The following is a 12,792-nucleotide window of genomic DNA, read 5'->3' as shown; positions in this document are numbered from 1 at the left end:
GCTTACTCTGCCAGAATCTTGTCGATAGCCTCGCCAATGCGGACGGGGCCGGGGAAATAGGCCCATTCGAGGCTGTGCGGATAGGGTGTGTCGAAGCCGGTGACGCGCTCGACCGGCGCTTCGAGGTGGTAGAAACAGCGTTCGGTCACGAGCGCCGAAAGTTCCGCGCCGAAGCCGCTGGTGCGGGTCGCTTCGTGCACGATCAGGCAGCGGCCGGTGCGCTCGACCGAGGCTTCGATCGCTTCGATATCGAGCGGGACGAGCGTGCGCAGGTCAAGGATTTCGGCCTCCACGCCCTTCTCGCGGCACACCGCTTCGGAGACGTGCACCATGGTGCCATAGGCGAGGATCGTGAGCTGGTCGCCTTCGGTGACTTTGCGCGCCTTGCCGAGCGGCACCTTGTAATACCCCTCCGGTACCTGCGCATCATCGCGGCCTTTCCAGCTTTTAGCGGGCTTGTCGTAATAGCCGTCAAACGGGCCGTTATAGATGCGCTTGGGTTCGAAGAAGATGACCGGATCGTTGTCTTCGATGCAGCTGATCAGCAGACCCTTGGCATCATAGGGCGTCGCCGGAATCACCGTTTTCAGGCCCGAGACATGGGTGAAGATCGCTTCCGGGCTTTGCGAGTGCGTCTGCCCGCCGAAAATGCCGCCGCCAAACGGGCTGCGCACCGTCATCGGCGCGATGAACTCGCCTGCCGAGCGGTAACGCAGGCGCGCCGCTTCGGAAATAAGCTGGTCGAGACCGGGATAGATGTAATCGGCGAATTGGATTTCGGGCACGGGGCGCAGGCCGTAAGCGCCCATCCCCACCGCGACGCCGATAATGCCGCATTCGGAAATCGGCGTATCGAACACGCGGGTCTTGCCGTGCTTTTCCTGCAAACCGGCGGTGCAGCGGAAAACGCCGCCGAAATAGCCGATATCCTCGCCCAACAGGATCACATCGGGATCGCGGGCGAGCATGACGTCGAGCGCGGAATTGATCGCCTCGATCATGTTCATGTGCTTGGCCTCGCCCGCTTCGGCGGCGGCTGACAGCGTGGTGTCGGTCTGGCTCATTCTGCGGGGCCCTCCGGCCATTTGATCGCGCGTTCGCGGATTGCCTGCTCGCTCTGTTCCTTGAGATGCCAGGGCAGTTCCTCGAACACATCTTCGAACATGGTGGCGAAGGGATGGTGCAGACCGTGGCCGAGAATGCCGTTCTTCTCCGCCTCTTTCTGCGCGTCTTTCACCAGCTGGTCGAGCTCGGCATCCTGCGCCTCCTGCTGTTCTTCCGACCATTCGCCCAGCGCAATGAGGTGGTTTTTGAGCCGCATGACGGGATCGCCCAGCGGCCATTCGTCGCGCTCCTCGGCGGAGCGGTAGGCGGAGGGGTCATCCGAGGTCGAGTGGCCCTCGGCGCGGTAGGTGAAATGTTCGATCAGCGTCGGCCCACCATTGCTGCGCGCGCGGTCCGCGGCCCAGCGTTCGGCGGCATAGACCGCGAGCGGATCATTGCCGTCCACCCGTAGGCCCGCCATGCCATAGCCGATGGCGCGCGCAGCAAAGGTCGCGCGCTCGGCCCCGGCAAAACCGGAGAAGCTCGAAATCGCCCACTGGTTGTTGATGACGTTGAAAATCACCGGCGCGTTGTAGACAGTGGCGAAGGTCATGGCGGAGTGAAAGTCACCTTCCGCCGTGCTTCCCTCGCCCACCCAGGTTGCCGCGATGCGCGAATCGCCCTTGCTGGCGCTGGCCATGGCAAAGCCCACCGCCTGCGGCAGCTGGGTCGCCAGATTGCCGCTGATGGTGAAGAAGCTCAAACGCTTCGAGCAATACATGATCGGCAGCTGGCGGCCCTTTAGCTTGTCTCCCTTGTTCGAATAGATCTGGTTGATCATCTCGACCGGCGAGTAGCCGCGCGCGATCAGGCAGCCCTGCTGGCGGTAACTGGGGAAGATCATATCGTCCCCGGCCAGCGCGTGGGTGGCGCAGACGCTGGTCGCCTCTTCACCGGTACACTTCATGTAGAAGCTGGTCTTGCCCTGCCGCTGCGCGCGGTACATCCGCCCGTCAAAAGCGCGCACCAGCGCCATTTCGCGCAGCATCCGGCGGAGCGTATCGGCATCGAGGCGCGGGTCCCAGGGCCCGTGCGCCTTGTTGTCATCACCCAGCACGCGGATAAGATCATCGCAAAGCGGGTAGGTTTCGCGCGCCGCACACGCCTCGTCCGGGCGCGGTTGCGCACCTGGCTGGCTGATGTGCAAATCGCTGAAATCGACCGTGTCGCCGGGCCGGTATTTCGGCTCGGGCACATGGAGCGCAAGCGCGGGGCGGTTGCTGCCCTGATCCTTGCCGGCCTTGGCCATGCTGCTCTCCCAAAAGGCGGCGGAGAGGGACTCCGCCCGCGTTAGATTGTTTTATGTTGGCGCATTTATATTAGTTACGCCTGAAACCGTCAATCCGGTGCGTGTTACACCGCCACCGGCGCGCGCAGAATGCCCTGCGGCGTGTAATCGCTCACTTCGAAATCCTCGAAGCGGTAATCGAAAATAGTCTCCGGCACCCTTAGCAGGGAAAGCCGCGGTTCGCCCGCCGGTTCCCGCGTCAGCTGCTCTTCGACCAGATCGGTGTGGTTGAGATAAAGGTGCGTATCGCCCCCGCTCCACACCAGCTCTCCGGGCTGCAAACCCGTCTGCGCCGCCATCATCCGGGTCAGCACCGCCGCGCCGACAAGGTTGAACGGCAGGCCAAGCGCGACATCGCAGCTGCGCTGATAGAGCAGGCAATTGAGACGTGCCGCATCGCCCTCGCCTCGCCCAGAGTCAGAAACATGAAACTGGTAGGTCTTGTGGCAGGGCGGCAGCGCCATGCGGTCAAGCTCCGCGACGTTCCAGCCTTCGATGATGTGGCGGCGGCTGCCGGGATTGGTCTTCAGGCTTTCGACGACCTCGGCGACCTGGTTGATGCCCGGCCCCTTCGTATACTTGCCGTCGGGCCCGTATTGGTAAGTCGGCCAGTCAACCCATTGCTTGCCATAGACCGGGCCGAGATCACCCCAGTTCTTCGCGAAAGCATCATCCTCGACAATCCGCGCCTCGAAATCGTCCTGTGAAACATCCTCACCCGTCTTCTGCCGGTATTTGGCGAGCGGCCAGTCGCTCCAGATCTTCACGCCCTGCTTGAGCAGCGGCTGGATATTGGTGTCGCCGGTAAGGAACCACAGCATCTCGCGCACTGCCGCCTTCCAGAACACCCGTTTGGTCGTGAGCAAGGGAATGCGGTTGTCGCCCAGATCGAAGCGCAGCATCGTCCCGAAAACCGAACGCGTGCCAACGCCCGTGCGGTCCATCCGCTCGTCCCCATGCTCCCAGATGTGGCGCATCAGGTCGAGATATTGCCATTCGGGATGTCTGGGGGATTCGCTCATGCGGATGGGCTAGCATCACCCGCGCACGCGCGCCACTGTCAGACCCCGTGATACCCGCGATACCACTCCACAAAACGCGGCACGCCCACATCAATGCTGGTCGTCGGCGCATAGCCCAGATCGCGCTGGATCGCGTCGATATCGGCATAGGTGCGGGTGACATCGCCCTTTTGCATCGGCTGCCAGTCGATCGCCACCTCGCGCCCGCACGCTTCGCCGATCAGCTCGATAAGCCGCGTCAGCTTTTCGGAGCGGTGGTTGCCGATATTGTAGATGGCGTGCGGCTTGGCGCTTCCGCCCGCCTTGTGCGTGCCGTCATCCTTGGGCGGATTGTCGAGCGCGGCGACAACGCCCGCGATAATGTCATCGATATAGGTGAAATCGCGCCACATCTCGCCCTTGTTGAACACCGGAATCGGCTCTCCGGCGAGGATCTTCTTCGTAAAAATCCACATCGCCATATCCGGCCGACCCCAGGGGCCGTAGACGGTGAAGAAGCGCAGCCCGGTCTGTGGGATGCGGTAGAGATGCGCGTAGCTTTCGCTCAGCATTTCATCAGCGCGTTTGGTCGCGGCATAGAGGCTGACCGGATGATCGGCGCGATCGTCCACGCTGAAGGGCAGCTTGTCATTGCCGCCATAGACGCTCGACGAGCTGGCATAGACCAGATGCGCGACTTCGCGATGCCGCGCCAGTTCGAGCATATTGGCATGGCCCACCAGATTGCTCTGCACATAGGCCGCCGGATTTTCGAGCGAGTATCGCACACCTGCCTGCGCACCCAGATGCACGATGGCGTCAAACGCCTCGCCCTCCAGTGCGTCGGTGAGTGCAGCCATGTCTGCGAAATCAAGCTGGTGGAAAACGAAATCCCCGCCCCCGCGCTCGACACGGTTGATGCGGTCGAATTTCAGCTGCGGATCGTAATAATCGTTGCAATTGTCGATGCCGATCACGCTGTCACCGCGCGCAAGCAGCGTTTCCGCCAGTGCCGCGCCGATAAAGCCTGCAACGCCTGTTACCACTACCCGCATTGTGCAATTGCCTCCTGTCGTGACCCTCGACATGGGGCCGCACGCACGCTCCCGCAATGGCACTTTATCGTTAGGATGGAGTGAAAATGTGGCGGGCTTCGACTTTGGCTTGCCAGCGCCCCGGACTGACCCTATAGGCCCGCCTCTGCCTCGCGGGAGCTTCGCTTCCGCAAGCACCGGTCGGGGAGTAGCTCAGCCTGGTAGAGCACTGTCTTCGGGAGGCAGGGGCCGGAGGTTCGAATCCTCTCTCCCCGACCAGTTTCGACAAGAGAAAATCATCCGGGGGATGATTTTCCGTCGAAACTTCCGTGCGCAACCGAAGGGCACGCTCGGCCCTTCAATTAGCCCTTAGGCTTCTTCGCCACCGCGATCATCGACTTCGCCAGCGGCGGAATGCGGCCGACGCGCAGGAAGCGTTCGACTTCGAAGCCGGTCTCCTCAAGCAATTCGGTCAGCGTCTTGATCGAGAAGAACTTGATATGGCCATAGTCCCAAAGCGCGGTGAAGTGGGCGTCCATCTTACCCGTCGCGGACATGACGAGGTTCTTCCAATAGCCGTGATAGGGCGTTGAAATGATCGCCGTTCCGCCCGGCTCCAGCAGCGAAAACAGCGTCTTTGCATAGATGCGCGGGTGGAACACGTGCTCCACCACTTCAAGGCTCGTCACCACCGGGAAGGTGCCATATTGCGCCGAGAGATCGTCATAGGCCGATCCGAAATGCAGCTTCAGTTCAGGGTGCCGCTCCCGTGCCTGCTTGATCCCGTCTTCCGACACATCGACGCCGGTCACGTCCCAGCCAGCCGCCGACATCGCCGCTCCGATGCTGCCATTGCCGCAACCCAGCTCGAACACGCGCTTCTCGCAGTTGAGCTTCGCAAGTTCAGCCTTCAGGCTCGGCAGCAGATATTCGTGCGAATGGTTGAGTTCGGCGTCGTCATATTCGTAGCCACCAATGTGGTCGCCGGAAGTCATTTCGTTCATCTGGTCTTCCCCGGATTGCAGCGTGTTGCACTGCACAATTGCGCCTAGCCTCTACAGGACGGTGCGCGTAACACAAGTCAGGCGCTTTCGTATCCCCATTGCGGCAACACCGGTTCCAACTCGCGTTCGATACTCGCCACCAAAGCGGCATCGTCCAGTTCCCGCCACCGCTGGCTGCGGCCTTTGTTGAAGGTGAGCGAGCCGCCATAGATCGAGCCGATATCGACAGCGTCGAGCGGCGTTTCCGGCTGGATATGCGCGTGGATCGCTGCAACGGCGGCGCGCTGCGCCTCTGCGCTCTGCCCGCCTGCGGGGCCGAGCAGGTCTTCGAACCTGACTTGCAGCACACCCGCTTCGCGCGTCCAGCCGATCCCGCGTTCGAGGATGTCGAGAAACGGAAAGATCGGCGCGATCCGCGTCGGCCCGCCGTCGAGCAACACGCGCACGCGGTCTTCGCGCGACAGCGGCTGGAAATCGGGGTGGAGGTAGAAATCGGCGCGCCCGCCGATCCAGTCGGCAAAGCTCACCAGAATATCGCGCGGATCGCGGCGGATGCAGATCATCCGTGCGCCTTCTTCGCGCAAAGTCTGCGCCAGCTCGGGCGAATGGGCCGCGTGGCCGCCCATGATCTTGCCCGAGAGCCGTTGCGCCTGCTTGGCGATGTAGCGGCGGCTGACTTGGGCACCGGTTTCCAGCCCTACCTGTATCGCATCACCCGGCCCTCGCGGCGAGCGGATCAGGCGTTTGGCCCAACGGTGTTTTCCGAACACTAGATGCGCAGCGATGCCGTTGAACGGGCCCTCAATGCCCATCGCGTTCAACGCCGAATAGGCAAGGTGGTTGCCCGATTTCCATATGCCGGTGACGAAGATGCAGGGTCTGTCGCTCATGCGCCGCCTCCCCCGTGCATCACCCGTTCGTAAAAGCCTTCCATGCGCGCCGCGATACCATCCCAGCCGAATTCGGAAAGAGCCCAGTCGCGCCCCTTTGCGCCCATGCTTTCGAGCATTCCCGCCCCATCCGCCGCGATGGCTTGCAGCAGTGCATCGGCAAGGCGTGCCGGTTCGGGCTCGACCCACCAGCCGCATTGCTGCTCCACCAATCCCTGCCACGGTGCGCCCGTGCTGGCGAGCACGGGAGTGGCACAGACCAGCGCCTCGGGCACGGTGAGCGCGAAATTCTCGGTCAGCGATGGCAGCGCGAAGAGGCGGGAGTTGGCGATCAATTCATCGCGCGCCGCGCCGAATTGCGGCGGCGAAATGGTGACGGTTCCGCCGCCATATTGCTCGGCGAGTGTGCGCAGATGGGCCGCATAGCCATCGGGATCAGGGCCCGCGATTTCGAGCCGCCAATCGGAATGCACCGCCCGCACCCGCTCCCACGCCTCGATCAGGCGGTCATAACCTTTGACCGGATGCAGCCGCCCGACTGCAACAACGCGCTTTTGCCGTGCGCTCCACTCCGGGCGGGTGACGGCAGTATCGGAAACCCCGTTGGGAACGATCTCCACATCGACATCGCCGAGAAAAGCACGCGTGTCGCTCGCCTCCTGTTCGGCGGTGGCGTGATAGGCGGCGGCGCGGGCGAAAGCGCGGTTCTGCCACGCGGCGCGGATGATGCGCTTTGCGGTCGGCGAATAGGTCAGCGCGGCGGGCGCGAGCATTCCGTGCGGTGAGATCACCAGCTTGCCCTCACCCTTCCCTGCCCACGAAGCGGCAACCGCAGAGGAATACATCCAGATGCCGTGGAGATGCACGATGTCGGGCTTGTAGGCGACCAGCGCCGCGCCGAATTTTGGCATGAAACCGAGATTGGCGGGGCCATAGCGCTGGAAAACTTCCGCCGGAGCGCCCTGCCACGTCTCCGCATCGCCATTGGCCCAAGCTGCGTCCGCAATGCCGAACACGCGGATTTCCGCGCCTCTTGCTGCGAGCGCGCCCGACAGGCCTTCGATCATTTGCCGCACGCCTGAGGCGCGGCGCGAGAGGTGTCCGGCGAGGAATGCTATGCGCATCAGCCCGCCTCCGCCACATCGCGCCACAGCGCCGCATATGCCTTTGCCGCGCGTTCAGGCGCGAAACGCTGCACATTTGCCGCGCCTTTGGCGACGAGCTGCGCGCGCAGTTCGGGCTCGGCCATCAGGCGTTCAACCGCGTTGCGGATTGCATTAGCGTCTTCGGGATCAACCAGCAGCGCGCCCTCGCCCGCCACATCCTTCATCGGTGCCCGGTTGGAAGTAACAACAGGTCGCCCGACCGCCTGCGCCTCAAGGATCGGCAGCCCGAATCCCTCGGCGAGCGAGGGGAACATCAGGATGTCGGCCCGCGCGTAGGCCTCCGCCAGTTCGGCATCGGAAAGATCGTGCCGGGCCTCGACCGCCAAACCTCCGGCGCGCAACCGCGCGAGCCGTGCATCATCAACCCGCGCGATAATCTCCAGCGTTACCGGCAAACCGGCCAGCGCCTCCGCCACCCGCTCGACATTCTTATGCGGCCCCGCCCCGATCATCAGCAGGCGCGGCTTGGCATTGTTAAAGGGCCGCTCAACGCGTTCGAGCGGCTTCGAAAGCGGGTTTTCGATGACCGAGACTGTGTCAGGATCGACCGCAAGCCAGCGCAGCAATTGCGCCCGCGCGCCGTCGGACACGCACGTAATGCGCGATACTCTCCACGCGGGCAATCGCAGCCAGAAAAACCACAACAGCCACCGCTTGAAGCCGCTGCTGCGCTCCAGAAACTCGCAATCATGCACCGTCAGCACGGTTTTGCGCTTGGGCAGCAAATAGACGAGATAATGCGCGTCACCCGTCATATGCACGACATCGGCAGCGCGGCAGGCCTGCCGCGCGTGCCAGATGCCGAGCAGTCGCGGGAGGAGCCCTCTGCTGGGATACGGCGAGGTTATCGTGGTCAGCGTGATATCGGCAGGCACATGACGCGCCACCGTATCGAACACCGCTTCGATACTGAAAGCACGCTCCGCCACCGGACGCATCAGCAGAGTGACTTTGAGCGGCATCAGCCAAGGCGTTCCGCAGCGTGTTCAAGCGGGCGGATGGTGTTGGCCATCACCCGCTCCAGCCTTCGTCCCAGTCCCAGGAATCCGCGCCGCGCCCAACCCGTTCGAGAAAAGCACGCGAAGGCGCTTCGAACCGTTCGCGGAACCACGCGATATCTGCCGCGCTCCACTCCGGCCGCTCGATGGCATGGGTGGTGGAGAGCGCACCGCGCAATTTCTCCTTTACGCCCGATGGCAGCGCCATGCTGAGATCGGCATAGAGCTTGGTGTTGCGCAGCTTGCCCAGCCCGCCGACAAATTTGCGCGCCTCTTTCGACTGGCCGTGCCGCGTTTCGAAGTCGAAAGCGAAGTCAGGGTCGATGCCGAGAAACTCGCAGATCCCGCGCAGCAAGCCAGCAGCATCTTTGCGCAGATCATCGTGGAACAGCACTTTGATGCAGCCCGCACCAAAGCGCGCTTCATAGGCCTCCAGCGTGCGCAGATAGCGGTTCTTGTCGGCATAGACCGGATCATTGTGCAGAAAGTCGGTAAAGCTCACATCCGATATCTTGCTGCGCTGCATCCAGTCGCTTTCGCTGCGCGCGCGCGGATGGCGCACGATGTAGAGGAATTTGGGCACCTCCATCACTTCGGCAATCCGATTAAGCGTGTGCGGGAATGTCTCCAGCGCCGAATAGGAATTGGACGCCTCCCCGCGCACCAGCGCATTCTCTTTCCCGGCATAGAGCGTCGTATACCAGTCGAGCCCGCGCGCATGGACATCGTCCATCGAGAAATAGCTCGGCTCCTTGATCCGCGACATTCCCGCCTGCGGATGCTGGTCGAGATAGTTCCACAGCGACGTGGTGCCCGATTTGCCCGCGCCGATAATCAGGAATGTGGGAAGCTGCCGCGCATCAGGCATAGGTGTTCCCGCCGTCAAACGCACCGCGAAGGATGGCGTAACGCCCTTCCGCCCGTTCGTGGACGAGCGCGAAATTGGCATCGAAATAGCGTTCCAGCTCGGGGTGCCATTCGGCGATATGCTCCAGCCCGTCATGCCGGATGCGGCACAGCGAATAGGGCAGATCCTCGATTAGGCGGAAGACATCGCGCAGGAATTGCCGCGCATAGATCCAGCGGTGGCTGTATTCGAACTGCACGACATCGACCTTGCCCGCCGCAAGGCTTTCCTTGCCGCCTTGCAGGACAAGGAAATCATGCCCCTCGGCATCGATTTTGAGCAGCGCGACATGATCAATGCCGTGTTCGGCCAGAAAGCTGTCCAGCGTGGTCGTTTCGATGGTCAGAACGGTCTGCGCGCGGCCCACGCTGCTATCGTCGAAGGAAAGCGTGTTTGTGCCCGCGGTCTCGCCCCAGATGGCGATTTCCGCTGTTCCCGCTTCGTTGGAAAGCGCCAGCGGGTGCAGTGTCGCGCAGTCGCCGCCGGGGGTCACCGCCAGCTTGGCCTTGTAGACTTCGCGCGTCGCCGGAACCGGCTCGAACGCGTGCAGGCGCAGCCTGTCGGGCGAACGCATCGTAGCGGGCGCAAGGCCCAGAAGCTGGCTCGACCACTGGCCCTTGTTCGCGCCGACATCGAGAATGGTCGCCGGCCCCTCGCCCAAAGCCGCCAGCGTCGCGGCCTGCATATAACGTTCATCGCTGCTGTCGGGCAGGTTCGAGCGCGGCTCTCCGCGCGCGGTCATATACAGCCGCCGACCCAGCTTCCATTGCGCCCGCCGCAGCCTGGCCGAAAGTGATCCCATTACTGCGATGTCCCCTCTTTGCCGGACGCCAAGGCAGCGTCCAGCCAATGTGAAATCCGTGCGAATTGCGCGGCGGTCGAATAGCCCGCGCTCTGGCACTTCGCCATGCCCGCTTGCGCAATCGCTTCGCGCTTCTTCGCATCTGCAACATAGAACGCAAGCTTTTGTGACAATTCTTCCGGTGAGGCGAAAAACTCGGCCTCGACGCCTTCGGTGAACAGCCGCTGGTGATCATCCGTCCGCTCGGCAAGCAGCATGGTGCCCATTGCGGGGATTTCGAAGCTGCGCGTGGTGGTTGTTTCGGGCACTCGCTTGGAGAGCAGGCCGATAGCGATTTTCGCGCCTGCCAGCGCTTTGGCGTAGTCCCCACCATAGAGGCCGGCGCCGCGCACGACGTCCCTAGCCCAAGCATTGTTCCCGGCATATTCGGGCCAGCCCGGCCCCCAGATCGTGAGCGGCGCGGCTTGCGCTGCCACTTCCAGAGTTTTGGCGTAATGCGGCTGGCAATGGCCGACAAAGGCGACCTCGCTGCGCAAATGTTCGGGCACATCGTCTGCCAGAGCCGGATCGATACGCGGGCCAAAACCCTGTTCGATCAACAGCAGGTCACGCGCGCCCGCCTTGCGGTAATGCTCCGTCTCGAAGGGCTTGGTCGTCACCAGCAGATCGTAATCGGGAATGGCGCGGAAAAACTCGCGTGAGCGGTTGTCGTAAAAGGCCGCATCGGGCGTGTAGTGGATGGCGATCCTGGCGCGGGCATTGGCCTTGAGCGCCTGCACGCTTGCCCGCCGCAGCACGGTGCCCTTGTCGACAAACACCACATCGTAATCCGCCCGCGCCGCACGCGCTTGCAGCATGGCGTTGAGCTTGGCGACCTGCGGGCCGATCTGCCAGCGCGCTGTCAGCGAACGGACAATCCGGTTGCCTCCCGCGCGAAATGGCAGAGTGTCGAATCCCTCGACCTTCCAGCCAAACTCTTCGAGTACCTTTATACGATCCACGCCATTGGAGCCTGCGCGCAGGTTGCCAATGTAGAGTATGCACCCTTTCGGGGCTGAAGGGGCCGAAGCGATCATGACAAATCTTCCGAAACTAGGATGCTGATAAAGATCCCGTTGATCCACCATATTTCGGGCCGGTGGCCGCTGCGTTGCGGGAAACCAGGCGCAGCTGACCTATCTGCCCGTAAACGAGGGCAACGACCAGGCAATAACCAAAATAGATCGGCAGGCCGGATAGGAAGGCGTTTTGCAGAAAAGCTGTGCTCGCCTGCGCTCCGATCTGGATACCAAGCGCAGCAGCCGGAAGATAGAGATACAGCCCCTGGCTCAACTGGTTCATCGTCAACCTCGCCATAACTGCCATAATCAGGCCGGCGATGGCAGAAAACAGGGCGACCCCGAACCAACCCATTTTCCAATACCCGTCGGCGAAAACTGTTATGGCAACCTTGGTTTCGGCATCTGCCCTCTGTGTCACAATCTGGTGGAATTCCTGCCCCGGGCTCGCGAGCACAGGCTTGTCGGGCCAAAGGAAGCGCGGCACGGCATAGATCAGGATATTCTGCGTAAAGTCGCTGCTTACACCGCTATCATAAAGCTCCATGGCGGCGTTTTGGGGGCCCGAATAGTTGAGGCGCAGCCACCAGATCGCGGCACCTTGCTGCTCGTATGGCAGCAAGGCTTCGGGATCCTCCTCGCCGAAAGCGGCCTCTGCAAGAATAGCAAACCTCTGCGATACGCCGATTGCAGCCCCTTCTTCACTCGCCAGCACTTCTGCCTGTCGGGCAATCGAGTTGGTGTTCTGCAGAAAAGCAAAGATCAGCATTGCCGGAATGATCCACAGGGCAAACCGCTTCAGCGAACGGTGGCCTACATAGGCACCAATAGCGGGCAACAGGATCGTCAACATCACCGATTTCTTGGCAAATTCGGGAAAAGCGAGAAGGAAATGGGGCGGCCACAAAAGCCAGAAGGCGATGGCCCAATTCTTCTTTCCCGAAGCGCCCAGCATTGCCATCAAAGCGTAGCCGAGATCGGGGAGATAGCGCAGGTTTTCGAGCACTCCGGGCACCTGCCAAGGCACCGTGCCATAGACGCTGGGCATGATAATCAGGTGCTTGAGCGCCAATCCGCTGACCACGAACAATATCGCCACTGACCCTAGGGAGATTTTCGGTATCCTGAGCAAAACACGGTTCTTTTTGGGGAGCGCCCAATAAATCGCTGCTAGCGAGAAGGCAATTCCCACGCTGGTCAGTAGATTGGTTCGCAAATTCTCGTCCGGCCCGATGGCATAAATCGTCTGCGCCTGAAACGCGAGGGTTCGCTGGCTGGCGAGAAAATTCTGCATCGGCCCGAAACCGAAAAACAGCGCACATGAGCCAGCGTAGGCCACCAGGGGCGTAAAGACCAATTGCGCATTGGCCTTCAAAAGCACCACTGCAGCCGATAAGGAGGAGAGCAGGATTGCCGATAGTCCAATCAGGTTAAGGCCGATTGAAGTGCGCGGCGCGCATCCGAAACCATCGCAAGCCAGATTGGAGAACCCGAAAAATGCCGCGATGATGGACATTGCGACCATCCATGCCAGAATCAC

Annotated in this window: 12 protein-coding genes and 1 tRNA gene; 1 reads left to right on the top strand and 12 read right to left on the bottom strand. The window is 61.9% G+C overall.

What is annotated here, in order from left to right:
* Positions 1–2: 2 nt before the first annotated feature.
* From ACS0VV_RS05175 to ACS0VV_RS05160, 4 genes are all read right to left on the bottom strand, one after another.
* Complete coding sequence (locus ACS0VV_RS05175) at positions 3–1,064, bottom strand: alpha-ketoacid dehydrogenase subunit beta (protein WP_483531661.1); 1,062 nt, start codon at positions 1,062–1,064, stop codon at positions 3–5.
* Positions 1,061–2,353, bottom strand: a complete 1,293-nt coding sequence (locus ACS0VV_RS05170) for a thiamine pyrophosphate-dependent enzyme (protein WP_483531660.1) — start codon at positions 2,351–2,353, stop codon at positions 1,061–1,063. Before ACS0VV_RS05170 ends, ACS0VV_RS05175 begins: the two co-directional genes overlap by 4 nt.
* Positions 2,354–2,457: 104 nt before the next feature.
* Complete coding sequence (thyA, locus tag ACS0VV_RS05165) at positions 2,458–3,414, bottom strand: thymidylate synthase (protein ID WP_483531659.1); 957 nt, start codon at positions 3,412–3,414, stop codon at positions 2,458–2,460.
* A gap of 38 nt (positions 3,415–3,452) precedes the next feature.
* Positions 3,453–4,448 carry an NAD-dependent epimerase/dehydratase family protein gene (locus tag ACS0VV_RS05160; RefSeq protein ID WP_483531658.1) on the bottom strand — a complete coding sequence of 332 codons (996 nt, stop codon included), beginning with the start codon at positions 4,446–4,448 and terminating at the stop codon, positions 3,453–3,455.
* Positions 4,449–4,629: 181 nt separating this feature from the next.
* Between ACS0VV_RS05160 and ACS0VV_RS05155 the strand changes: the two genes are divergently transcribed.
* A tRNA-Pro gene (locus ACS0VV_RS05155) sits at positions 4,630–4,706 on the top strand.
* 83 nt (positions 4,707–4,789) lie between these two features.
* On the opposite strand, the gene ACS0VV_RS05150 is transcribed toward ACS0VV_RS05155, so the two are convergent.
* From ACS0VV_RS05150 to ACS0VV_RS05115, 8 genes are all read right to left on the bottom strand, one after another.
* Complete coding sequence (locus tag ACS0VV_RS05150) at positions 4,790–5,431, bottom strand: class I SAM-dependent methyltransferase (protein WP_483531657.1); 642 nt, start codon at positions 5,429–5,431, stop codon at positions 4,790–4,792.
* 77 nt (positions 5,432–5,508) lie between these two features.
* On the bottom strand, positions 5,509–6,321 hold the full coding sequence (locus ACS0VV_RS05145) for a hypothetical protein (RefSeq protein ID WP_483531656.1): 813 nt from the start codon (positions 6,319–6,321) through the stop codon (positions 5,509–5,511).
* Positions 6,318–7,445, bottom strand: coding sequence for a glycosyltransferase (locus ACS0VV_RS05140; RefSeq protein WP_483531655.1), 1,128 nt, complete (start codon positions 7,443–7,445; stop codon positions 6,318–6,320). Before ACS0VV_RS05140 ends, ACS0VV_RS05145 begins: the two co-directional genes overlap by 4 nt.
* Positions 7,445–8,449, bottom strand: a complete 1,005-nt coding sequence (locus tag ACS0VV_RS05135; protein ID WP_483531654.1) for a glycosyltransferase family 4 protein — start codon at positions 8,447–8,449, stop codon at positions 7,445–7,447. Before ACS0VV_RS05135 ends, ACS0VV_RS05140 begins: the two co-directional genes overlap by 1 nt.
* A 49-nt stretch (positions 8,450–8,498) precedes the next feature.
* Entirely contained in the window at positions 8,499–9,353 is an 855-nt protein-coding gene (locus tag ACS0VV_RS05130) for a sulfotransferase family protein (RefSeq protein WP_483531653.1), read from the bottom strand.
* Positions 9,346–10,194 (bottom strand): FkbM family methyltransferase, encoded by an 849-nt coding sequence (locus ACS0VV_RS05125; RefSeq protein ID WP_483531652.1) that lies wholly within the window; start codon positions 10,192–10,194, stop codon positions 9,346–9,348. The genes ACS0VV_RS05130 and ACS0VV_RS05125 overlap by 8 nt, the downstream gene beginning before the upstream one ends.
* Positions 10,194–11,195, bottom strand: coding sequence for a CgeB family protein (locus ACS0VV_RS05120; protein ID WP_483531651.1), 1,002 nt, complete (start codon positions 11,193–11,195; stop codon positions 10,194–10,196). The genes ACS0VV_RS05125 and ACS0VV_RS05120 overlap by 1 nt, the downstream gene beginning before the upstream one ends.
* A 91-nt stretch (positions 11,196–11,286) precedes the next feature.
* On the bottom strand, positions 11,287–12,768 hold the full coding sequence (locus ACS0VV_RS05115) for a hypothetical protein (RefSeq protein ID WP_483531650.1): 1,482 nt from the start codon (positions 12,766–12,768) through the stop codon (positions 11,287–11,289).
* Between the last annotated feature and the right edge of the window lie 24 nt (positions 12,769–12,792).

The sequence above is a fragment of the Aurantiacibacter sp. KMU-128 genome, from assembly GCF_056933515.1.
This window is presented reverse-complemented; position numbering and strand designations above follow the sequence as displayed.